Genomic DNA, 22,428 nt, shown 5'->3' on the forward strand with positions numbered 1-22,428 from the left:
CAGCGATCCCCCGAACGCCGTCGCACCAAGCCCTGTCTTCGGACGAATTTTCCCCGACCGCTTCATTCTTCCCCCGTAACCATTGACGTGAACGGCGCGGCCAACTAACGCAAGTGATTATCAATAACAAGGGCTGATCGGCCGGTGGTTTCGACCCGTTCGCTGCTGTTCCAGATTCACTGGTTCCTGGGAATCACCGCCGGGCTCGTACTGGCCGTCATGGGCGTCACCGGGGCGCTGATCAGTTTCGAGTCGGAGATACTGGCCGCCACGAATCCGGGCATCGTGACGGTGACACCGGGGCGCGGCGCACCGCTGCCTCCACCGGACCTGATCGCGCGGATCGACGCGCAGGTGCCCAATATCCACATCACGCGACTGACGATCGAACGCGACCCCAGCAAGGCAGTCTTCGTCAGCTATACCGTCGGCGATCGCAAGGAACGGCTATGGGGCTATGTCGACCCGACGTCGGGCCGGATGCTGGGCCCGCCGCGCGGGGCGGAATTGTTCGAGACGGTCGAGAATCTCCATCGCTGGCTGGCGCTGCCCGGCAAGGGGAATGGCATCGGCCGCCAGATTACCGGCTTTGCAGCGCTGTCGCTGATCTATTTCGCCTTGTCGGGCCTGTATCTGCGTTGGCCGCGCAAGCCATTGGACTGGCGCAACTGGTTCGTCCTCGACCTGCGGATGACGGGGCGCAATCTGTACCGGGCGCTGCACGCGGTCATCGGTGGCTGGGTGTTGATCTTCTACCTGATCAGCGCGGGCACCGGCCTGTGGTGGTCCTATGACTGGTATCGCACCGGCGTCCGCCATCTCCTGTCGAGCGAACAGGCCGCGCATGGCCCGCGCGAAGGCGGCAAGCGCCGCCATGGCAAGGCGCAGGATGATGCACCGGTCGATCTGGCAGGCCTCTGGGGGCAATTCGAGCAGGCGACCGGGCATCAAACCTATGAGCGCGTCACCGCCTCGATCCGCGAAGGCAAGGCCCAGTTCCGCGCCAAGCTGCCCGGCGGTCGACATGACCGCGTGTCCGACGAGGTGAGCATCGACGCCGCGACCGGGCGCATCGCCTCCAACCAACCCTATGCGCAGCGGCCACTGGGCGACGACATCCTGACCAGCGTCTACGAGATTCACCGCGGCGCCTATTTCGGGCTGGCCGGGCGGATCCTGATGGCGCTGGCCAGCCTGACCATGCCGCTGTTCACCATTACCGGCTTCCTCCTCTATTTCGCGCGGCGGCGGCGCAAGGCAGCGCTCCGGGCGGTGAATGCGGATAGCGCGTTGGTGCCGACCGACGCAGCGAGCACCCTGGTCGCCTATGCCAGCCAGACGGGCTCGGCCGAGCGCATCGCCCGACTGACGGCGCAGGCTTTGCCCGATGCCGCCGCGCTGCCGATCGCCTCGCTGACCGCCGAACAACTGGCGCGGGTGAACAAGCTGTTCGTCGTCGCCAGCACCTATGGCGAGGGGGAACCGCCGGACGCGGCGCGCGCCTTTGCGCGGACCATGGCGGAGCCGCCATCGAATCTGTCACACCTGTCCTACGCCGTGCTGGCGCTGGGTGATCGGGAATATCCCGACTTCTGCGCCTTTGGTCACCGGATCGACCAGTGGCTGCACAGCGGCGGGGCGCAGCGGCTGTTCGACGCGATCGAGCAGGATGGCGAGGATGCCGATGCGCAGCGCCTGTGGCAGCAGCAACTGGCCGGGCTCGGCGCGCGCACCGATCAGCCGGACTGGGCCCCCGCCCCCATGGCCGACTGGCGGCTGGTCGAGCGGCGGTTGCTCAATCCAGGCAGCAGCGGCGGCGAAACCTGGCATGTCGCGCTGGAGCCGGTTGCGGCCCCCGCCTCCTGGGCGGCAGGCGACATATTGGAAATCCTGCCCCGGCAGGATCGCCGCCGTGTCGATGCTTTTCTGGCCGCCACGGGGCTGAACGACGCGCCCGACATGCGCGAGCGCCTGATGGACAGCATCCTGCCGACCGCAGCGGGCCCCGGCTTCGACGCTGCCACGCTCCGCCCGCTGGCGCATCGCGAATATTCGATCGCGTCGGTCGCGTCGGCGGGCCGGGCCGAGTTGATCGTCCGGCTGGCGCAGGCCGAGGACGGCCTGCCGGGGTTGGGGTCCGGCTGGCTGTGCCATGGCGCGCCGTTGGGCGGCGTGGTGCGGGCGCGGATCCACGCCAATGCGGCGTTCCACTCCCCCGCCGATCCCGTCACGCCGATGATCCTGATTGGCAACGGCACGGGTCTGGCGGGCCTGCTCGCCCATCTGCGCGGGCGGGCGGCGAGCGGCGGCGGCCCCGTCTGGCTGTTCTGGGGAGAGCGGCATCCCGATCATGACGACTATCACCGCGACGAGCGCCGGGCGCTGTGCGATGCCGGGATAGCGTCGGGCATGACGACCGCTTGGTCCCGTCTGGGTCATGGCCCCCGCTATGTCCAGCATGCGCTGCAGGACTCGGCGAAGCTGGTTCGCGAAGCGGTCGCCGGCGGCGCGGCCATCTATGTCTGCGGCAGTCTGAAGGGCATGGCGGGCGATGTGCACCGCGTGCTGACCGACATTCTGGGCGACGATCTGCTGGAGACGATGGCGGCGACGGGTCGCTACGCCCGCGACATCTACTGACCGGGTGCCCGATCATCGGGGCGATAGCATGATGGCTGCGAGAGGGGCGCGGAGGTCTTCGAACGTTCGGATCAGGCGCGACCCTGCATCGATTCCCCAAGCAATGTGAAGAAGCTGCGCGCCACATGGCATTGCGCGCCGTCCCATTCGGGATGCCATTGCACCGCCAGCACGTCTGCCCCGCAGCCCGGCGCGCGGAACGCCTCGATCAGCCCGTCCTCGCTGTCGCGCGCCTCGACCACCAGACCGTAACCCAGCCGGTCGACGCCCTGCTGGTGGACCGAATTCACCTCCAGCCGCCGATGCCCGCTGCGCCCCGCCAGCACACCGCCCGCCGCCAGATCGACAGGGTGATGATGACCGAACAACGCCTCGTAATCCTCGTCCCAAGAGCCACGATGGTGGCGCGGCAGCCCGCCCAGGCAGGTCAGCGTCCCGCCGAACAGCACGTTGATCTCCTGCATCCCCCGGCAGATGCCATAGACGGGCTTGCCGCGCTCGATCATCCGCCCCGCCAGCGACAGGGCGACGCTGTCCCGCTCCGGATCGCACAGATGGCGGGCGAGATGGCCGCGATCCTCATATTGGGCGGGCTCGACATGCGACCGTCCACCCGTCAGCAGCAGCCCGTCGAGCATGTCGGCCATCGCGACCGGATCGACCGCCTCGCGCACCGCGGGAACCATGACCACATTCGCCCCGCACAGCCGCACCACCGGCTCGATGAAGCGCGTCGCCACCGCCTGGATCGGGCGACCCGCGACCTCGTTCCCGCACATCAGTCCGACGATGGGCTTTGCCGTCCGCGTCATGCCGTGCCCTCCAATTCCTGCCGCAGTGCGCGCCCCTCCGCCCGCTGCAGGGCCCGCGCCTCAGGCTGGACCAGGACGCTGTCCGGCGCGACGTCGCTCAGCAGCCAGACATTGCCCCCGATCACCGAGCGCGCCCCGATCGTAACCCGACCCAATATCGTCGCGCCAGCATAGATGATGACATCGTCCTCGACGATCGGATGCCGGGCGAAGCGGTCGCGCGGCGAGCGCGGCGCCGTGCCCAGCGCCGATCGCGCGCCCAGCGTGACATGCTGATAGACGCGCACCCGCTCGCCGATGATCGCCGTCTCTCCGACGACGACGCCGGTGCCGTGATCGACGAAGAAATAGCGTCCGATGGTCGCGCCGGGATGGATGTCGATCCCGGTCCGCTCATTGGCGAGTTCGGAGATCATCCGCGCGACGATCGGCGCGCCCAGGGCATTTAGCTCATGCGCGATACGGTGATGCAGGCTGGCGACCGCGCCGGGATAGCAGAGCAATATCTCGTCGACGCTGCGCGCCGCCGGGTCGGCGAGGAAGGCCGCCTCGACATCGGTGTCGATCAATTCGCGCACATGCGGCAGGGTCGCGCCGAACAGCCGCGCGATCAACGCCGCCTGTTCGGGCGGGAAAGCGGCATCGGCGTCCTTCTGCCAATAAGCGAGCTCGGCCCCGATCTCGCGCTCCAGCGCGGTCAGCGCGGCGAGCAGCTTGGCGGCGACGAAGCGATCCTCCTCCACGCCCGCACCCCGGAAATGACCCAGGCGGCGCGGATAGAGCGCGGCAGCGACCAGCGCGACGACGTCCTCGACCCCGGCGCGCGACGGAAACCGTTCGACATCGCGCCCCGCATCCTGACGCTGGCGCCAGCCATGGCGAGCGGTGCGCAGCGAAGAGACGATGCCGTCGATCCCGGTGGCGGCGTCTTCCCCGGAGCGGGGGGTGGCGGTCAGCTTGCTGGTCGTCATCACGATCCTCCGACCCCTATCATATCCCAGTTCTTGAATGGGATATAACAGAAATGCTACGTCCCTATAAAGCACGCGCTTGTCTTAACGTGCGGTTGCGGATGCGGCGGGGCTTGGGCATGGAGGCGCGTGCCAGCATGGTTCGGCCCGGCGGGAAGGGAGCCCGCAAGGTCGATCGTCCCTATCCTATCCCCGGAGCCGTGCGACGATGACCACTCCACGCCAGACGACGCTGACCCGTTTCCTGATCGAGCAGCAACGCCGGTCGCCCGAAACCTGCCCCCCTGAGCTTCGCCTGTTGATCGAAACGGTCGCGCGCGCCTGCAAGGCGGTGAACCAGGCGATCTCCAAGGGGGCGCTGGGCGATGTGTTGGGTTCGCTGGGCAGCGAAAATGTGCAGGGCGAGGTCCAGAAGAAGCTGGACGTGATCGCCAACGACCTGCTGCTCGATGCCAATGAATGGGGCGGGCACCTCGCGGCGATGGCGTCGGAGGAGATGGAGACGATCCACCGCATCCCCAATCGCTATCCCAAGGGCGAATATCTGCTGCTGTTCGATCCGATCGACGGATCGAGCAATGTCGATGTCGACCTGTCGGTCGGCACCATCTTCTCGGTGCTGCGCGCGCCCGAAGATTGCGCGGGCCGCGAAGTGACCGAGGCCGACTTCCTGCAACCGGGCCGGGCGCAGGTGGCGGCGGGCTACGCCATTTACGGGCCGCAGACGCTGTTGGTCCTGACCGTGGGCGAAGGGGTGTACGAGTTCACCCTCGACCGCGAACTGGGATCGTGGCGGCTGACCGACGGGCCGATGCGCATTCCGGCGGGCACCCGCGAATTCGCGATCAACATGGCACGCCGCCGCCAATGGTCGCCCGGCATCGCCCGCTATATCGAGGAGCGTATCCAGGGCAGCGAGGGGCCGTGCGGCGTCGATTACAATATGCGCTGGACCGCCTCGATGGTGGCCGACATCCACCGCATCCTGAAGCGCGGCGGCGTGTTCCTCTACCCTGGCGACCATCGCGAGGCCGGCAAGGCCAAGCTGCGCCTGCTCTATGAGGCCAATCCGATGAGCTTCCTGATCGAACAGGCGGGCGGCGCGTCGATCGACGGGGCGATCCGCATCATGGATGTCGAGGCGATCGGCCTGCACCAGCGGGTCGGCGTCGTGCTGGGCGATGCGGAAGAAGTGGCGCTGGTCGCGGAATATGGCCGGACGGGGTGAGGGTTTTCCGTGGCCTTCGACTTCGCTCAGGCTGAGCGGAGGGCGGGCCGGGTTATCGAAATCCAGACATCCCTTTGACCCCGGCGAAGGCCCGGGCCCAGTTACCATGTGGCTGGAAAGACGGGATGAACCTGCTTCGCCTGACGGGCCATCGGCCGGGTGGCCCCGGCCTTAGCCGGGGTTGAAGGGATACCCCCCTCCGTTCAGCCTGAGCGAAGTCGAAGGCCAAGAGCATCCCTATCCGTCCGGTCCGCCCCCTAAACCCGCCCCACGGACTCCCGCAGGACGAGTTCGAAGTCCACCACCCGATCCTCGACCGTGCGCGAGCGTAGCGCCGTCAGCACCTGTTTGACCGCGCGGAACGCCATGTCGCCCACCGGCTGGCGGATCACGCTGAGCGGAGGCCAGACGCGCGCGGCGATCGCGGTGTCGTCGAACCCCGTCACCGCCAGATCGTCGGGTAGCCGCAGTCCCATGCGATGTGCCTCGCCGATCAGCCCGGCGGCCATGTCGTCGCTGCTGCACAGGATCGCGCTGGGTCGCTCGGCCAGCGACAACAGCGTCCGCCCCGCCTCCGCGCCCGCGGCAGGCTCGAATCCGCCCCGCACGACCAGCATAGGGTCCACCGCCAGCCCGCTCGCCGCCATGCCGTCGTGAAATCCGGCCAGCCGCTCGTCCGCGACCGAGAAGCTTTGCGGTCCCGCCATGAAGCCGATGCGCCGATGCCCCGCCTGTGCGACATGGGCCGTCATCGCCGCCATCGCCGCGCGGTTGTCGACGCGTACGGTACAGATGTCGGGCAGCCCCTGCCCCGTCGCGATCGCCGCCGCGGCGACGCCCAGTTCCTCGAACAACCCCGACCCGCTGAGCAATTCGGCAAAGGGCGGGACGAGCAGCACGCCCGCCGCGCCGCTCTGCACCAGCGCACGCACCGCCGCCGCCGCCGCCTCGCGGGTCAGCCCCTCCTCCGCCTGCGCGATGAATTGCAACCCGCGCGCATTGCTCGCCCGCAGCGCGCCGAGCAATACCGAGTCGATGAAGGGCGTCCCCCTGTCGCTATAGAGCAGCCCCAAGGTGGTGGCCCGCGCCTTCGCCAGCCGACGCGCGGCGATATTGGGCACATAGCCGAGCTGGTCGATCGCGGCGAGCACCGCCGCGCGCGTCGAGGGGCTGGCGCGACCGACGCCGTTGATGACGTTGGATACGGTCATCGCCGATACGCCCGCACGCTCGCCGACCGCGCGGATGGTGACGCCCTCGGGCCTCTTGCTGCTCATAGCGGACGGTCCGCTAGCGCAACGATCCCCCCTTGGCCATCGGCGATCATCCGCCGTGCGATCAGACCGCCCCCGCCTTCATCCCCTTGACCGCATGATCCGCCGCGCGCGCGGTCAGCGCCATGAAGGTCAGCGAGGGGTTCACGCACGATACGGACGTCATCTGCGCGCCATCGGTGACATAGAGGTTGGACGCGTCATGCGCCTGGCTCCATTTGTTGAGCACCGAATTGCGGGGGTCCGCCCCCATGCGCGCGCCACCCATTTCATGGATGGCGTCGCCGGGAACATGCTCCTGCTCGCCACTGGTGACGTTCCTTAGCCCCGCCGCACGCAGCATCGCTTCGCCTTCGCGCCGGGCGTCCGCCATCATCTTCAACTCATTGTCGCGGAAGGTCACGTCGAACTTCAGCAGCGGCACGCCGAAGCGATCGACCTTGCTGGAATGCAGCGAGATGCGATTGTCCTCATAAGGCAGGCATTCGCCGAACGCGCCCATGCTGAACTGCCACGGGCCATAGCGTCGCATGCCATGCTTCATCTCCGCGCCGAAGCCGACCGGCTTGGCCGCGTTGCGATAGGCCGAGCCCTGATAGCCATAGCCGCGCTTGAAGCCGAGCCCCTCGTCCCCCTTGAGGTTGCGGAAGCGCGGCACATAGACCCCGCCCGGACGGCGACCATATTCGATCAGATCGTCCATGCCAGGAATTTCGCCCGACACGCCGACGCGGAAGATATGGTCCATGACATAGCGGCCCAGCGTCCCGCTGCTGTCGAAATGGCTGCGCTCGGAGCCGGGCGCGCGCGAGTTCATCAGGATCTGCACCGACGCCATGGCCGAAGCGCAGACGAAGACAAGATTGGCGGCCACCGTCTGCGCCTGCCCCGTCTTGGCATCGACATAGCGGACGCCGGTGACCTTCTTGGCGGCAGGATCATAGTCGATCCCGGTCACCACCGCGTCCGATTGCAGCGTCAGCCGCCCGGTCGCGCGCGCGGCGGGCAGCGTCACGGCCTGGGTCGAGAAATAGGCGCCGAACGAGCATCCATTGCCGCACTGGTTGCGGAATTGGCATTTGGTGCGGTTCTGGTCGGGCTTGTCCTCGGTCATGTTGGACAGGCGGGTGTTGATCAGCTTGCGGCCCGGAAACTGGCCCTCCAGCCGCTCCTTCAACCACTTCTCCGCCACGTTCATCGGGATCGGCGGCTGGAAGTCGCTGTCGGGGAGATAGGGCAGGTTCTCGCGCGACCCCGATACGCCGATATATTTCTCGACATAGGAATACCACGGCGCGACGTCGTCATAGCGGATCGGCCAGTCGGCGGCGACGCCTTCGCGCTTGTTCGCCTCGAAATCGTCGGGGCTCCAGCGGAAGGACCAGCGGCCCCAGATCAGCGACTTGCCGCCGACCGCGCCGGGGCGGATCCAGTAGAATTTGCTCCCCTCGTCATAGGCATAGGGGTTCAACCGGTCGTCATTGTAGAATTTCTGGTTGCTGGGCGCGACATAGCCCTGTTTCGCGATGAAATAATCGCTCTCCACCAAGGGCTTGGGCATGATGTTGCGCGCGGGCACCTCGAAAGGCGGCTTGCCGTCATAGGGATAGCCCTCGCCATGCTCCACCATGACGCCCCGGTCGAGCATCAGGACGCGCAGGCCCTTTTCGGTCAGTTCCTTGGCGGCATAACCGCCACTGATGCCCGACCCGATCACGATCGCGTCGAAACGGTTCGTCGCCGCCATGGCCATCCTCCTAAATGTTTCTTATCGTTTTAGAATCGAAGCGCTTGCAGCGTCCGGAAACTGGTCGTGATGTCGGGCAGGTAAGGCGCGGGCGCCTGGTCGTTCTCGACATAGAAATGCTTCACGCCCGACAGGCCGTTGAGCTTGAAGATCGCAGCGAAGTCGATCTTGCCCGCCCCCACCGCGGTCATGCTGCCATCGGCGCGCGCATCCTTGACGTGATAGGCATAGATGCGCCCCGCCAGCCGCCGGATCAGCGCCGCCGCATCCTCGCCCGCATGGATCGCCCAGTACAGGTCGATCTCCAGCTTCACGAGCTTCGGATCGGTGCCCTTGAGCAGCCGGTCATACAGGCTGACGCCACCGGGCTTGTTGGTGAACTCGAAATCGTGATTGTGATAGGCGAAGCCCAGCCCCGCCTTCTTCAACTGCTCGGCGAAGCGGTTTATGTTGGGTAGCGCCGCATTCCAGCCCGCCTCGGTCCGATGCTCGTCGGTCATATAGGGCAGGATGACGGTGTCCGCGCCCAGCGTCTTCGCCATGGTCACGCATTTCCCGAAATTGCCGAGCAGCGCGTCATAGGGGACATGCACCGAGGGTGCCTTCAGCCCCAGCCGGTCCTGCGTGCGGCGGAGCATGGCATGATCCATCGCGTCATAGCCGCCGCCGCCATATTCGATCTCGCGGTACCCGATCTTCGCCACCGCCTCGAGCGTCTTGACCGGATCGGCCGCGAACAGCTCGCGGATCGTGTAGAGCTGTAGCCCGATGGCGCCCAGCCGCGCGGCCTGCGCCATCCCCGGCAGCAGCGCGCCCGCGCCCAGCCCCAGCCCCGCGCCCATCAGCGAACGACGATCGATCATGCCGAATATACCTTGTTGACCTGAGAATAGGGGAAGGCACCGTTATACTCGCCGGGCACAGGCAGATATTCGCGTTCCTGCGTGATGCCGATCTCCGACGTGTAATAGCCGGTGATGACCAGTTGCCGGAACGGCTCGAAGAAGGCGCGGCCCTCGGGCAGCACGCCCTCCATCGCCTCGGTCAGCAGCGTGTCCTGCTGCGCCGCCGTCGCCTTGGCGGCGGGCACGCGGTGGACACTCTGGCTGCGCGCCTCGATCGCGTTCAGCCCGGCGATGATCGGCACCCGGTCGGTGGGCAGCGACCAGTCGGCCAGCATCTTCTCGATGAATTCGGGCACCCCGGCGGCGATCGCGCCGGGCGTGTCCGTGGTCGGCAGCACGCGTTCGGCCAGCGCGGTCATCGTCGCGCGCTGGACGGGGGTGAAGACCGCCACGCTGGGCGGGCCGTTCGAGATGACGGGAATGGCGCCGCGCGTCTGCTCGACCGCGCCCGCCGCACGGGCGATGGGCGCGAACAGCGCGGAGCCGAACATGGCGGTGATCCCCGCCAGGGCATGTCTGCGGTCTATCATCGGGCATCCTCCGGCAGGTCCTGCGCGATCGCCTCGGGCGGCAGCGGGCGGACCCAGATGTTGCGGAACGAGACGGGCGAGTCGTGATCTTGAAGCTGGATCGGTGCGGCATCGCCATGCGCCTGGTATTTTTCGACCTGCCGCCAGACGGTGGTGCCCAGCATCGCCTGATGGTTCTGGACGACGACGCCGTTCAGCAGCGCGGTGACATAGGCGGGGCGGATCAGCTTGCCATCGGCGGCAAAGCGTGGCCGCTCGAAGATGATGTCGTAGCTCTGCCACTCGCCGGGCTTGCGCGACGCGTTCACCAGTGGCGGCTTCCAGGCATAGACCGCACCCACCTGCCCATCGGCATAGGTCGGATTATTATAGCCGTCGAGGATCTGGACCTCATAGCGTTGCATGAACCAGATGCCGCTATTGCCGCGATCCTGCGAACTCTTCTGTGGCGGGTTGGGCGAGCGGAATTCGAGGTGCAGCTGGACATCGCCGAAACTCTGCTTGCTGACCAGCACGCTCTCCGCCTTGCCGTCGCGCTGCGGCACGGTCAGCACGCCGCCCTGAAGCAGCCAGGGCTTGCCGCTGGACGTCCAGGCGTCCAGCGAGCGCCCGTCGAACAGCACCACCGCATCCGACGGCGCGCCGCCGGGCTGCGCGGCGGGCGTCACGACGCGCGGCGCGGGCCGGTCCGGATCATGGACATGCCATTGGCCACCGGGCAGCATCGGCGTGTCGCGAAACCCCAGGCCCGGCTTGTCCTGGGCCGCCGCGCCGCTCGCCACGGCCAGCGCGATCAACGATAGCATCCGCATCGCTCCCCTCCTCATCCTATAGGATCGATCGCGCGGTACGCGGCGATCAGTCTCTCTTCGCCCGCCCGGCCCTTGACCGAATTGCCATGTTCCATGCCGATCACCCCGGCATAGCCCTGTGCCTTCAGGAAGCGGCAGATATTGGAATAGTTGATCTCGCCGCTGCCCGGCTCGTTGCGGCCGGGATTGTCGCCGAACTGGATATAGCCGATCTCGTCCCAGCAGAGTTTCATGGTCGGGATCAGATTCCCCGACTGGATCTGCTCATGATACAGGTCGGCCAGCACCTTCACGCCCGGACTGTTCGCCCCGCGCGCCACCGCATAGCCCTCCGCGATCGACTGCATGAAGACGCCGGGATGGTTGGTCCGGGTGTTGAGCGGCTCCATCACCAGCGCCATCCCGTGCGGCGCGACGATATCGCCCGCGCGGCGCATCACGTCGATGATCCGCCCCATCTGGATCGCAGGATGCAGACGCTTGTCCATGAAGCCGGTGACGACGGTCATCCGCGTCGCGCCGACCCGCTTGGCGACATCGACCGCGCTTGTCACATCGGCCAGGAAAGCCTGTCGCTCGGCATCGTCGTCACCGCCCAGCAGCGGCCGGGACTCGGACCATTTGGGCATGGACGCGACGAACACGCCCATCGTCATCTTCCGGTCGCGCAGCGCCTTGGCGATCGCTTCCTGTTCGGCCACCGGGCGAAGGCGATATTCATTGTCCTCCCACGCCCAGAAACCCTGATCGGCGGCATAGGCGATCTGCTCGACCGAGCTGTCGCCCCGGCTGGCAAAGCTGCCCAGATGCGGCGCGAAGCCCAGGGTGAAGCGCGCGGCGTTGGACGATCGGCCCGCCTTCTGCGCCATCAATGCTGCGGCGGGGACAGCCGCGGCAAGCCCACCCATCACGGTACGTCGCGACCAGCTCATGCGACGGTCTCCATGACCCGGCCGCGAGGACGACGACGCTCGGCCAGCCAGATGCCACCGAAGACGAACAACAAGATCACCGGCACCAGCGCCAGCCGTGCAAAGGACTGCGACGCCGCCGCATCCTCGACCTGGCGCAGCGCTTCGCCGGTCAACCGCTTGAAGGCTTCCGGTCCACCGGCGAGTTCAACCTTGGCAGCATCGAACATCGCGCCGAGACGCGGCAGGACGAAGAAGCTCGCCAGCGCGCCCGCCGATCCGACCAGCCCCAATGCCCAGGCCCCGCCGCGGGGATACCGCTCCGCAACCGACGCCAGCATGGTCGGCCACATCGCACAGACGCCCAGCCCCCACACGGTCGAGGCCAGGATCGCCGCGACCGGCGACTGCGCCCGCGACAACAGGAACAGGCCGATCCCCGCCATCAGGCTCGACACCCAGAGCAGCCCCGGATTGGACAGCCGCCCCGCGATCCGCCCGGCGAAATGGCGGAACACGAACATCAGCGCGCTGACATAGACGAGCAGCAATATGCCGCGCATGCCGACCCGGCTGCTCAGCGCCACGTCGAGCCATTGGCCCGGCGCCAGTTCCGACGCAGCGGTCAGGAACATCGCGCCGAACCAGACGAAGAAGCTGGGCCGCTTGAAGACTTCCGCGATCATCCCGCCGAAGCCGACATCGCGCACTTCGCGTGGGACCGGCGGGAAATGCGTGGTCGCTGCCATCACCAGCACGCCCAGCGCGGGGATCAGCACCAGCGCCATGATCGCCTGCCAGGACAGGACTTCGGCGAGGAGCACGCCCGCCAGCCCGCCGACGATCAGCCCGCCGGGATACCAAGCGTGCAGCACGTTCAGCCGGTGCGTCGTCTCGTCCGGATAGAGCCGCGCGGTCAGCGGGTTGATCGACGCCTCCGCCAGTCCCCAGCCGATCCCGCTGAGCAGCATCCCGCCCCAGACGATGTGATAGACCGCCATGCCGCCGGCGACTTGCCCGGCACCGATAATCGCCGTGGTGCCGACCAAAAAGCATAGTCCGCATCCGATCAGCATCCGCCGCGCGCCGATCCGGTCGAGCAGCGCGCTCGCCACGAACAGCGTCGCGGCGAAGCCCAGAAAGGCCGATCCCAGGGCCGATCCGATCAACTCCCCCGCCTCGACCGGTGCGATCGGATCGATCCACTGCGCCTTCAGGCTGCTCGCCACCGCCGCGCGCAACGCCGCACTCGCGGCGGCCGTAAATAGGGCCAGCACGCTCAGCCAGAACAGACGCGACCGATTGTCCGGTATCGCTTCCATGCCCCTCTCCCGCTTATGCTTTTTGTCAGACTTGACCTTCCGGGGCGGACGGTCAAGTCGTTGAATCGCTTAAATTCCCAGCCATCGCTTATTGGCGTCGGGATCGCCTCCACCGGCGAAATCGTCAAAGGCGCGCTCGGCGCGTCGGATCAGATGCGCGGCGATAAAGGGCGCCCCTTCGCGCGCGCCATCCTCCGGGTGCTTCAGGCAGCATTCCCACTCCAGCACCGCCCAACCGGCATAGCCATATTGGGTCAGCTTCGAGAAGATCCCGCCGAAATCGACCTGCCCGTCGCCCAGCGAGCGGAACCGCCCCGGCCGGTCGATCCAATCGCTGTAACTGCCATAGACGCCCGCCCGTCCGGTCGGGTTGAACTCGGCATCCTTGACGTGGAACATGCGGATGCGGTCGTGATAAAAGTCGATGAATTGCAGATAATCCATCGCCTGCAGCACGAAATGGCTAGGGTCGTAGAGGATGTTGGCGCGGGCATGGCCGCCGACCGAATCCAGGAAACGTTCGAAGGTTGTGCCGTCGTGCAGATCCTCGCCGGGATGGAGTTCGTAGCAGAGGTCGACGCCCTCCTCCTCGAACGCATCCAGGATCGGCCGCCAGCGCTTGCCGAGTTCGGCAAAGCCCTCCGCCACCAGTCCGGCGGGGCGCTGCGGCCAAGGATAGACGAAGGGCCAGAGCAGCGCGCCCGAAAAGGTCGCATGCGCCTTCAACCCCAGCCGGCGACTGGCCTTGGCGGCATAATGGAGCTGCTCGACCGCCCAAGCCTGTCGCTCGGCGGGTTTGCCCCGCACCGCCTCGGGCGCGAAGCCGTCGAAGGCGGCGTCATAGGCCGGGTGGACCGCGACCAACTGCCCCTGCAAATGGGTCGACAATTCGGTGATCGCGACCCCGGCATCGGCACAGCGACCCGCCAGATCGTCGCAATAATCCTGGCTTTCGGCGGCCGTCTTCAGGTCGATGCAGCGGGCGTCCCAGGTCGGAATCTGCACGCCTTCATAACCCGCCTCCGCCATCCAGCGCGCCGCCGAGTCGAGCGTGTCGAACGGTGCGGCATCGCCCATGAACTGCGCCAGGAAAATGCCCGGACCGCGCATCATCGGGGCGGTCCCGGCGCTCACTTGGCGGTCTCGGTCTTGAGATAGGCGATCAGCGCGGCGCGCTTGGCGGGGTCCGCGACGCCGATTGGCATCCGCGTGCCGGGCACCTTCTTCATCGGCGCGGCGATGAAGTCGTTCAGCGTCTTGTCGTCCCACTTCAGCCCCGAGGCTTTCATCGCGGGGGAGTAGTTGAAGCCCGCCACCGTGCCCGCCTGCCGTCCGAACACGCCGTTGAGATTCGGCCCGACGCCGTTGCGCCCGCCTTTGTTGAGCGTATGGCAGGCGCGGCAGGCGGCAAAGGCCTGCGCCCCGGCGGGGGCGGACTGGGCCGTCGATGGCGCGTTGGCGGCGATGACCAAAGCCACGGCACCGGGCAACGCGGCCAGCCAGATCAGCTGCCTCATTCACTCTCTCCTGTCATTTTCTTTCCCAGACTCACTGGTTCATGCTGGAGTTTAACGGTAAACCGATGCGGTGCAAGCACCGAATGTCGCCCGATGAGCGACAGGATAGAGGAGAGGATGATGGCAGGACGCAAGCTGAAACTGGCGATGGCGGGCGGTGGCGAGGGCGCGTTCATCGGCGGCGTACACCGGATGGCGGCCGCGCTGGACGGCGACTGGCAACTGGTCGCGGGCACGTTCAGCAGCGATGCCGAGCGGAACCGGCGGAGCGGCGAGCAGCTTGGCCTGGCCCCCGACCGCGTCCATGCCTCGATCGAGGCGCTCCTCGCCGACGAGCGGATGCGTCCCGAGGCGGAACGGATCGACGCGGTCGCGATCGTCACCCCCAATCATCTCCATGCCCCCATGGCGATCGCCGCGCTGAACGCCGGGTTCCCGGTGTTCAGCGAGAAACCGATGGCGATGAATCTCGCCGAAGCGCGCGCCATCGCCGACGCCGCACGCGCCTCGGGCCAGCTCTATGCCCTGGCCTTCACCTATAGCGGCTATCCGATGGTCGAGGAGGCGCGGGCCCGCGTCGCGCGCGGCGATTTCGGCCGCATCCGCCTGGTCCATGTCGAGTATGTCCAGGGCTGGCTCAGCAGCCCGCTCGACCGCGAGGGCAACAAGCAGGCCGAATGGCGCACCGACCCTGCGCGCGCCGGACTGGGCGGCGCGCTGGGCGATATCGGCACCCATGCCTTCCAACTGGCCGAGCATGTCGCAGGGCTGAAGGTCGAGGCGCTGTCCGCCGACGTGACGACCCATGTCGCGGGGCGGATGCTCGACGACGATGTGAACGTCCTCCTGCGCTTTGCCGAAGGCGCGCGGGGCACGCTACGGGCGACTCAGGTGGCGGCGGGCGAGGAGAACGGCCTGCGCCTGCGCATCCATGGCGAGAAGGGCGGGCTGGAATGGTCACAGATGGAGCCCAATACGCTCATCCTGCGCTGGCTGGACCGACCCGCCGAAACCGTCCGGGCGGGCGGCCCCGGCCTCGCCCCCACCACCCTGCCGCGGCTGCGCACCCCCTCGGGCCATCCGGAGGGCTATATCGAAGCGTTCGGCAATCTTTACCGTGCGGTGGCGGGTACGGTCCGTGATGGCGGACCGGCCGAGGGCGGCGCGCTGGGCGAAGCGACCTGGTTCCCCGGATTGGAGCCGGGATTGCGGACCATGGCCTTTGTCGAGGCGGTGCTGGCGAGCGCCGGATCGGCGGAGAAATGGACGGTCTTTCCCAAGGTCGATAAGCCTGCGTCTCAGGATTGACGGGCGGGGAAGCCGTTTCGATGCCGATGACCGACAAGTGCCATATTCCCGACTATCCGGGCCTGTCCACGGCGCGCCTATCACTGCGGCGGCCCGCGATACGGGATGCGGCGGCCATCGCCCGGATTGCCGGGCAATGGGATGTCGCCCGGCGACTGACACCCGTCCCCCACCCCTATACCGTCGAGGACGCGCATCTGTTTCTGACCAAGGTCGTACCCAAGCAGTGGATCTGGGCCATTACCCGGCACGGCACCGACTATCTGTTCGGTATCATCGGCCTGACGCCGGGCAGGCAAGGCGATCGGGCCGAGCTCGGTTATTGGCTCGATCCCGATCACTGGGGCAAAGGCATCATGTCGGAGGCGGGTCGGGCGGTTCTGTCCTATGGCTTCGATATGCTGAATTTGCCCCTCATTACGTCGGGCTATTTCCAGGACAATCCCGCCTCGGGCCGGGTGCTGGCCAAGCTGGGTTTTGTGGAGACCGCCCACGCCATGCGCGCCTGCCTTGCCATGGGCCGCGACGTTCCGTCGGTGGAGGTGGAGCGACGCCGGGAAACGGCGGTTACTTAACCCGCCGCCTTGCGCCCCCGCACGATCGCCGCCGCGCCCGCCAGCACGGCGGCGTCTTCGGCAAAGCCCGTCTTCGTCTGGCCATAGCGCCCCAGCGCTGCCATGCGGCCGCGCCAGCCGGGATAGGAGGCGACCACCGCCGTCACGCCGCCGATCGCCGCGCCCAGCCAGCGATGCTTGGGGCTGGCCAGCGCCGCGCCCGCGATGGCGGAGGTGGTGAAACGCGCCGCTAAGCCGATGGGGACGATCCGGTCGGGCGCGGTCTTCTGCTTGTCGCCGGCCATCTCGCCGATCGCGAGGGCCAGCGTTCCCGCCGCGACGAAGGGATTGCCCAGCCAACGCAACACCCCCTTGCCCAGCGGCAATTCGCCCCGCGCCGCCGCGATCGATACGGCGGCAAGCGGGGTCATCGCCCGCTGCCCGCCGACCAGACCCATTTTGAACGATGCGAGCATGACGTTACCTCTTGGATGGGGGAAGAAACTGGTCGCCACAACGCCCGCGGCGGCGCAAAGGGTTCCTCGCTCGCTGGCCAAGCCCCCTTCCCCACCCACCCCCGGCTGCGCCATGGTGGCGGCATGACCCGCTTTCTTCTGACCGCCGCGCTGCTGTCGCTCGCCGCCTGTTCCTCCAGCGACCAGCCCACGGGGCTCAGCGCCGAGGAGAACCGCCAGTTGAACGAGGCCGCCGCGATGCTCGATGCCAATGCGGTCGATCTGAACGCGATGGCCCCTTCGGGCGTTGATGAGGAAATAGCCACCGACAATGAAAGCTGATCGTCCATGACCGATATGCCGCTCCGCCGCCTGGGCTCGACCGACCTGATGATTGCGCCGCTGGTACTGGGCGGCAATGTCTTCGGCTGGACGGCGGACCGGGCGGCGAGCTTTGCGGTGCTGGATGCCTTTGTCGATCAGGGCGGTACGATGATCGATACGGCGGATGTCTATTCCGCCTGGATCGAGGGCCATCGCGGCGGCGAGTCCGAGACGATGATCGGCGAATGGCTGAAGGCCAGCGGCAAGCGCGACCGGATATTGATCGCGACCAAGGTCGGCATGCTGCCCGGCGAAGGTGGCGAGAAGCTGGCCCCCGCGCGGATCGTGGCGGCGGCGGAGGCCTCGCTCCAGCGGCTCGGCACCGATCGCATCGACCTGTATTTCGCGCATCAGGATGACGAGGATCAACCGCAGGAGGCGGTGATGGAGGCTTTTGCCAAGCTGGTCGAGGCGGGCAAGGTGCGGGTCATCGGTGCGTCCAACTTCCATGCGGCGCGGTTGAAGTCGGCCAACGACGCGGCGCGCGCAGCCGGCCTGCCCCGCTATCACGTCCTCCAGCCCGAATATAATTTGGTCAGCCGCCACAAGTTCGAGGGCGAGCTGCAAGATTATTGCGTGACCGAAAATATCGGGGTCGTCCCCTATTACGGTCTCGCAGCCGGGTTCCTGACCGGCAAATATCGCAGCGACGCCGACCTGTCGCAAAGCGTGCGCGGTGCCCGAATGGGCGAGTTGCTGCACGGCAAGGGCGGCGCGGTACTCGCCGCACTCGACCAGGTGGCGGACGAAACAAGCGCGACCCAGGCGCAGGTGGCGCTGGCCTGGCTGATGGCGCAAGAAGGCGTGACCGCTCCCATCGCCAGCGCGACCAGCGTGGAGCAGCTCTCCGAACTCATGCCCGCGATGACGCTGAATCTCACCAAGGAGCAGGTCGGGCGACTGGATGATAGCGGCACCTGAACGGCTCGAAACAGTCTATTGACATACATCAGTTTTGGAACGCGTCGTGCAACCGGGATTTATATCCCATCTATGACGCGTCCTCCCCCGACCATCTTGATCGTCGAAGATCAGCCGCTCCTGCTGATCCATGTCCAGTTTGCGCTGGAGGATGCGGGTTATGTCGTGATCCAGGCGGCCAGCGCCGATGACGCCCTGGTCGCCCTGAAGCGGCATCCGGAGATTCAGGCGGTGTTTACCGATGTCGCCATGCCGGGCACGCTCGACGGAGCCGCCCTGGCGGTATGCGTCCACGAGTCGCATCCGCATGTCGCGGTTCTGGTAACGTCGGGCGACCAGGCCTACCTTCCCGATGGCTTGCCCGAAGGCGTGCACTTCATTCCCAAACCCTATAGCGCACGCGACATTATCGCTCTGTTGACGCAGAAACTGGCGGAGAGCGGCGACGATCGTCAGGCGGCCTCCTGATGATCGGTCATCGGACGGCCGATCAGATAGCCTTGAATCTGATCGCATCCCATTTTGCATAGCATCCGATGTTGCGCCTCCGTCTCCACCCCCTCGGCAACGATCGGGATATTCAGGCTGCGCCCCAGCCCGATCGAGGCGCGGACGATCGATAGAGCGGGGCCATGCTGCCCCATCGCGCTGGTGAAGCTGCGGTCGATCTTGATCTTGTCGAACGGAAATTGCTGCAGGCTGCTGAGCGAGGAATGGCCGGTGCCGAAATCGTCCATGACGATGCGCAGGCCGGCCGCGCGCAACTGGCTGAGGTTGGCGGTCGCGGTTTCCCGGTGGTCGATCAGCACCCCTTCGGTCACCTCCACTTCGATCCGGCGCGGGTCGATACCCTGCCCCGTGATCGTCGACAGCATTCGCGTGGCAAGATGTGGGTCGCGCAACTGGACCGGCGACAGGTTGACCGCCATCATCCAGTGCGATGGCCATTGGCGAAGGGCGTGCAAGGCGTTGAGGAACAGCCGCTGGCCGATCTCGACGATCAGGCCGCTTTCTTCGGCGATGGGGATGAAGATGTCGGGTCTGATCGGCCCGAGCACCGGGTGGGTCCAGCGGGCGAGCGCTTCCTGCCCGATGATCGCACGCGTCGCGCAATCGGCGATGGGCTGGAACGCCAGCGTGATGTCACCGCGTGCCCCCGCGTCGCGCAACTCATGCGCCAGCCAGTTCCGCTGGCGGCGTTCCTCGTCCATCGCGGCGTCATAATGGCTGGCACGGTGGCGGCCATCGGCCTTCGCCCGGTAGAGCGCGATGTCGGCGCAGGCATGGAGTTCGTCGCTCTCGACACCGTGCCGCTGCGACAGGGCAATGCCGATGCTTAGGCGAATGGCGGGGCTGTCGCGGTCGGCGGCAATAATGGCGAAGATGCGGTCGACCAGCGCGGAGGCATCCTCTTCGTCGGGCCGCAGATGATGGACGATGGCGAACTCGTCGCCACCGATCCGGGCGACAACATCGTCTTCGCGCACCGCCGCTATCAGCACCGCACTGGCCCGTTGGAGCATGGCATCGCCACGCGCATGGCCCAGCGTGTCGTTCACCCCCTTGAACCCGTCCAGATCGATAGCGAGCAGCGCGATTCGTTTCCCGGCCTGCAACGCGCTGGCCAGCCGTTCGCCGAAGACGACGCGGTTGGCCAGCCCGGTCAGGCTGTCGTGATGCGCCAGATATTCGACCTGACGCTGAATGCGTTCGCGCTCCTCCGCGGCGCGTGACAGGGCCTGAAGACCGCGCGCCAATTCGCCCAGTTCGTCGGCCCGCCGGGTCGAACACAGTCGGGGAAGCGCATGGCCCACACTCATCGCACGCACGGCCGCGACCATCGCCATCAACGGCTGCATGATCCGCCAGCGCAGCCACAGGAACAGCCCACCAACCAGGATCAGCATATATCCGGCGGCCAGCGCCATCTGGACGAGCGCGCGCCTGGTCAGCGCCTCGACTTGTATGGCACGCGCGTCCAGTTCCGCTCTTAGGGCCTGGCGGAGGATGTCTCGACGGGCCTGCAACATCTGCGATGCTCGCTCGAAGCCACGTATGGCGGCGGCGACGTTCGTCGGCTGTTTCTGCGCCTGCCGGATCAGGTCCATGGCCGCGCGAACGAAGCGGCGTTCGGCCAGGCGCACCTGCTTCTCGGGCGTCCGGACGCGTTCGGGCAGCGTTTCATCGACGACCATCGACTTGCCGATCTGGCCCAGTATCGCGCGTCGTACCCGGTCTCGCTGCATGGTCGATACCGATCCCGGCCACTCCCCACGCGCCGCGATGGTCAGGATGGACCCGCGCAACTGGTGTAGACTGGCCTCCTTGGCGGCATAGCCCTCCAGCGTGACCGTGATCCGGCGGCTGGTATCGATCATCGACAGCAATTGCCGGTTGAACATCCAACTCACCACGCTCAGCGCCATGAAAATGGAAAAGACAGCCGTCAACATCGCGGCAAAGCAGAATTCGATCGACCGCAACCGGCGTGTGAACCACCTCATGCGCGAATTGATATATGTTACTCCCTACCTTTTCGTGAAAGCACGAGGCTTTAGTCGTCTGCAAAAACCAGGGCGTTGAGCGGTCGTTCGCGTTCATGCACCTGCATCGCGCGCCCGATCGGAGGGTGGGAACGTTGCGGGCAATCGGCACGCGGGCAGCGGCGGCATCCTGGCCCGATCGGCACCGCCTCCCCCTCGGGATCGCATCCGCGCGCCGACGCGAGATGGCGTGCCAGCCCCGCCTCCAAGCCCAGAATAACCGCGAAGCTCGCTTCTACGCCCGTCACCGACGCGCCAGCGCGGCGCTCGGCCCGGACCAGGGTGACGAAGCACGTATCGTCGGGCATCGCCACCGCCTGAAACAGGCTTTCCCCCCGTCGCGCGAAGGAACCGAAGACGTTCCAGAGCGGACATAGACTCTCCGCCTCGACCAGCGCGGCCTGGGCCATGCCGGCGAAGCGTTTCGACACCTGGCCCGCACGGTCGATCCTCATCAGGAAAAAGGGCAGGCCCCGCGCGCCGACGCGGTTCATCGTGGTCAGACGGTGCGCCAATTGCTCGAACGACACGCCAAAGCGTCGCTGGAGGATGGGCGTGTCATAGCTGGTCGCCTCGCACGCCCGCAGGAAACGGGCATAGGGCATGACCAAGGCCGCGGCGAAATACTGCGCCAGGTAACGCCGGAACAGCCGCTCCGCGATTCGATCGCCAAAGGCCGCGCCGCGGACCAGCGCCTCGATCTCGGCGCGCGCTTCCCATTGCCCCAATTGCACCGCCAGCGCGAAGACCCGCGCCGGCGCCTCCAGCAGTTCGGACAATTGCAACTGACGCGCGTGAAGGTCCATCCGGACGAGGCGATCGGGCAGGATATCGACCGGCAGCACGCGGATGGTCAGCGCGTGGCGAATGCGCAACCGCTCTGCCAGCGCGCCGTACAGATCGCCCGCCGCGATCCGCAACTCATCGGCCAAGCCTTCCGCCATCGCATCGAGATCGGGGAAGTGGTTGCGCCATCGCTCGATTTCGCGCCGGACGAGCGTGGTCGGGTCCGGGCTTGCGCTTCGCTCGCCAGCGTCCCCGGTTCCGCCGCCCCACCGGTCGAAGGCGCGCGCAAAGGCCTCCGCTCCTCCCGGCGCGGCCGCCAGCCATTCCTCCAATTCGCTACGGTCGATTTCCAGATCGGCGAACATCGGATCGGCCAGCCGCCGCCGCATCGCCGCCGCCCCGCCACCCGGTGCGTCCGCGGTCAAGCTGCGCGGATCGAAATCGAACGCCTCGACCAGTCGGACGAGCAGCATGGAGGAGACAGGCCGCTGATTCCGCTCGATCAGGTTCAGATAGCTGGGCGAGATATCCAGCATCTCGGCCATTGCGGCCTGCGATAGCCCGTGCTGCCGCCGCACCCGTCGGACCGCATGGCCCGCAATCAGCTTCACTCCGCCCATTGCCGCTCTCCATCGCCTTTTTCCGGTAGGGTGAAGCGACCCAGGCAGCCTGTCAATTCTTTACAAAGATACAATCACGGGCACCCGTGATGCCGACCGCAAGACGCCGATATGGAAGCCCAATCCATTCTCCATGACGGCAAAGTGCGTCACGAAAGGACGTCAATAACCGAGCTTTTGTAAAGGAC

Annotated in this window: 21 protein-coding genes; 7 read left to right on the forward strand and 14 right to left on the reverse strand. The window is 66.7% G+C overall.

The genetic code is table 11. The features are described 5' to 3' along the window. Positions 1–144: 144 nt before the first annotated feature. On the forward strand, positions 145–2,640 hold the full coding sequence (locus ACWPWT_RS00105) for a PepSY domain-containing protein (protein ID WP_454278064.1): 2,496 nt from the start codon (positions 145–147) through the stop codon (positions 2,638–2,640). A 71-nt stretch (positions 2,641–2,711) separates the two neighbouring features. On the opposite strand, the gene ACWPWT_RS00110 is transcribed toward ACWPWT_RS00105, so the two are convergent. Further along, the gene (locus ACWPWT_RS00110) at positions 2,712–3,452 is read right to left on the reverse strand and encodes a gamma-glutamyl-gamma-aminobutyrate hydrolase family protein (protein ID WP_454278065.1); all 741 of its coding nucleotides are present in this window, start codon (positions 3,450–3,452) and stop codon (positions 2,712–2,714) included. After that, positions 3,449–4,423, reverse strand: a complete 975-nt coding sequence (gene epsC, locus ACWPWT_RS00115; RefSeq protein WP_454278066.1) for a serine O-acetyltransferase EpsC — start codon at positions 4,421–4,423, stop codon at positions 3,449–3,451. The genes ACWPWT_RS00110 and epsC overlap by 4 nt, the downstream gene beginning before the upstream one ends. Positions 4,424–4,631: 208 nt before the next feature. Here epsC and ACWPWT_RS00120 point away from each other — a divergent pair, with 208 nt between their 5' ends. Further along, positions 4,632–5,651, forward strand: coding sequence for a class 1 fructose-bisphosphatase (locus ACWPWT_RS00120; RefSeq protein ID WP_261269676.1), 1,020 nt, complete (start codon positions 4,632–4,634; stop codon positions 5,649–5,651). Between the two features lie 257 nt (positions 5,652–5,908). Here the strand turns inward: ACWPWT_RS00120 and ACWPWT_RS00125 are convergent, their stop codons facing one another. The 9 genes from ACWPWT_RS00125 to ACWPWT_RS00165 all read right to left on the reverse strand — a co-directional run bounded on the left by ACWPWT_RS00125 (position 5,909) and on the right by ACWPWT_RS00165 (position 14,669). Further along, on the reverse strand, positions 5,909–6,928 hold the full coding sequence (locus ACWPWT_RS00125; RefSeq protein WP_454278067.1) for a LacI family DNA-binding transcriptional regulator: 1,020 nt from the start codon (positions 6,926–6,928) through the stop codon (positions 5,909–5,911). A gap of 61 nt (positions 6,929–6,989) precedes the next feature. After that, positions 6,990–8,672: a GMC family oxidoreductase gene (locus ACWPWT_RS00130; RefSeq protein WP_454278068.1), complete on the reverse strand. Its 1,683-nt coding sequence runs from the start codon at positions 8,670–8,672 to the stop codon at positions 6,990–6,992. Positions 8,673–8,701: 29 nt separating this feature from the next. Next, positions 8,702–9,535, reverse strand: coding sequence for a sugar phosphate isomerase/epimerase family protein (locus ACWPWT_RS00135; protein ID WP_261269679.1), 834 nt, complete (start codon positions 9,533–9,535; stop codon positions 8,702–8,704). Continuing rightward, positions 9,532–10,107, reverse strand: coding sequence for a gluconate 2-dehydrogenase subunit 3 family protein (locus ACWPWT_RS00140; protein WP_454278069.1), 576 nt, complete (start codon positions 10,105–10,107; stop codon positions 9,532–9,534). The genes ACWPWT_RS00135 and ACWPWT_RS00140 overlap by 4 nt, the downstream gene beginning before the upstream one ends. Then, positions 10,104–10,913 (reverse strand): 3-keto-disaccharide hydrolase, encoded by an 810-nt coding sequence (locus ACWPWT_RS00145; RefSeq protein ID WP_454279855.1) that lies wholly within the window; start codon positions 10,911–10,913, stop codon positions 10,104–10,106. The genes ACWPWT_RS00140 and ACWPWT_RS00145 overlap by 4 nt, the downstream gene beginning before the upstream one ends. A gap of 17 nt (positions 10,914–10,930) precedes the next feature. Beyond that, positions 10,931–11,851 carry a hydroxypyruvate isomerase family protein gene (locus ACWPWT_RS00150; protein WP_454278070.1) on the reverse strand — a complete coding sequence of 307 codons (921 nt, stop codon included), beginning with the start codon at positions 11,849–11,851 and terminating at the stop codon, positions 10,931–10,933. Then, positions 11,848–13,152: an MFS transporter gene (locus ACWPWT_RS00155; protein ID WP_454278071.1), complete on the reverse strand. Its 1,305-nt coding sequence runs from the start codon at positions 13,150–13,152 to the stop codon at positions 11,848–11,850. The genes ACWPWT_RS00150 and ACWPWT_RS00155 overlap by 4 nt, the downstream gene beginning before the upstream one ends. 69 nt (positions 13,153–13,221) lie before the next feature. Next, complete coding sequence (locus ACWPWT_RS00160; RefSeq protein WP_454279856.1) at positions 13,222–14,262, reverse strand: sugar phosphate isomerase/epimerase family protein; 1,041 nt, start codon at positions 14,260–14,262, stop codon at positions 13,222–13,224. Positions 14,263–14,282: 20 nt separating this feature from the next. Further along, the gene (locus ACWPWT_RS00165; protein ID WP_454278072.1) at positions 14,283–14,669 is read right to left on the reverse strand and encodes a c-type cytochrome; all 387 of its coding nucleotides are present in this window, start codon (positions 14,667–14,669) and stop codon (positions 14,283–14,285) included. A 120-nt stretch (positions 14,670–14,789) separates the two neighbouring features. Here ACWPWT_RS00165 and ACWPWT_RS00170 point away from each other — a divergent pair, with 120 nt between their 5' ends. Beyond that, a complete protein-coding gene (locus ACWPWT_RS00170) occupies positions 14,790–15,977 on the forward strand; it encodes a Gfo/Idh/MocA family protein (RefSeq protein WP_454278073.1) in 1,188 nt (395 codons plus the stop codon). A gap of 20 nt (positions 15,978–15,997) precedes the next feature. Further along, positions 15,998–16,552, forward strand: coding sequence for a GNAT family N-acetyltransferase (locus ACWPWT_RS00175; RefSeq protein ID WP_454278074.1), 555 nt, complete (start codon positions 15,998–16,000; stop codon positions 16,550–16,552). On the opposite strand, the gene ACWPWT_RS00180 is transcribed toward ACWPWT_RS00175, so the two are convergent. Beyond that, positions 16,549–17,007 (reverse strand): DUF4126 family protein, encoded by a 459-nt coding sequence (locus ACWPWT_RS00180; protein ID WP_454278075.1) that lies wholly within the window; start codon positions 17,005–17,007, stop codon positions 16,549–16,551. The two genes, ACWPWT_RS00175 and ACWPWT_RS00180, sit on opposite strands and share 4 nt — an antisense overlap. A 123-nt stretch (positions 17,008–17,130) precedes the next feature. On the opposite strand from ACWPWT_RS00180, the gene ACWPWT_RS00185 reads away from it, so the two are divergent. The 3 genes from ACWPWT_RS00185 to ACWPWT_RS00195 all read left to right on the forward strand — a co-directional run bounded on the left by ACWPWT_RS00185 (position 17,131) and on the right by ACWPWT_RS00195 (position 18,759). Next, positions 17,131–17,328 (forward strand): hypothetical protein, encoded by a 198-nt coding sequence (locus ACWPWT_RS00185; protein WP_454278076.1) that lies wholly within the window; start codon positions 17,131–17,133, stop codon positions 17,326–17,328. A 6-nt stretch (positions 17,329–17,334) separates the two neighbouring features. Then, the gene (locus ACWPWT_RS00190) at positions 17,335–18,291 is read left to right on the forward strand and encodes an aldo/keto reductase (protein WP_454278077.1); all 957 of its coding nucleotides are present in this window, start codon (positions 17,335–17,337) and stop codon (positions 18,289–18,291) included. 72 nt (positions 18,292–18,363) lie between these two features. After that, entirely contained in the window at positions 18,364–18,759 is a 396-nt protein-coding gene (locus ACWPWT_RS00195) for a response regulator (RefSeq protein WP_454278078.1), read from the forward strand. Here ACWPWT_RS00195 and ACWPWT_RS00200 read toward each other — a convergent pair. Both ACWPWT_RS00200 and ACWPWT_RS00205 read right to left on the reverse strand, forming a co-directional pair. Beyond that, positions 18,744–20,795: a putative bifunctional diguanylate cyclase/phosphodiesterase gene (locus ACWPWT_RS00200; protein ID WP_454278079.1), complete on the reverse strand. Its 2,052-nt coding sequence runs from the start codon at positions 20,793–20,795 to the stop codon at positions 18,744–18,746. The two genes, ACWPWT_RS00195 and ACWPWT_RS00200, sit on opposite strands and share 16 nt — an antisense overlap. Before the next feature lie 50 nt (positions 20,796–20,845). After that, entirely contained in the window at positions 20,846–22,240 is a 1,395-nt protein-coding gene (locus ACWPWT_RS00205; protein ID WP_454278080.1) for a helix-turn-helix domain-containing protein, read from the reverse strand. Between the last annotated feature and the right edge of the window lie 188 nt (positions 22,241–22,428).

The organism is Sphingomonas sp. Marseille-Q8236 (genome assembly GCF_965112005.1).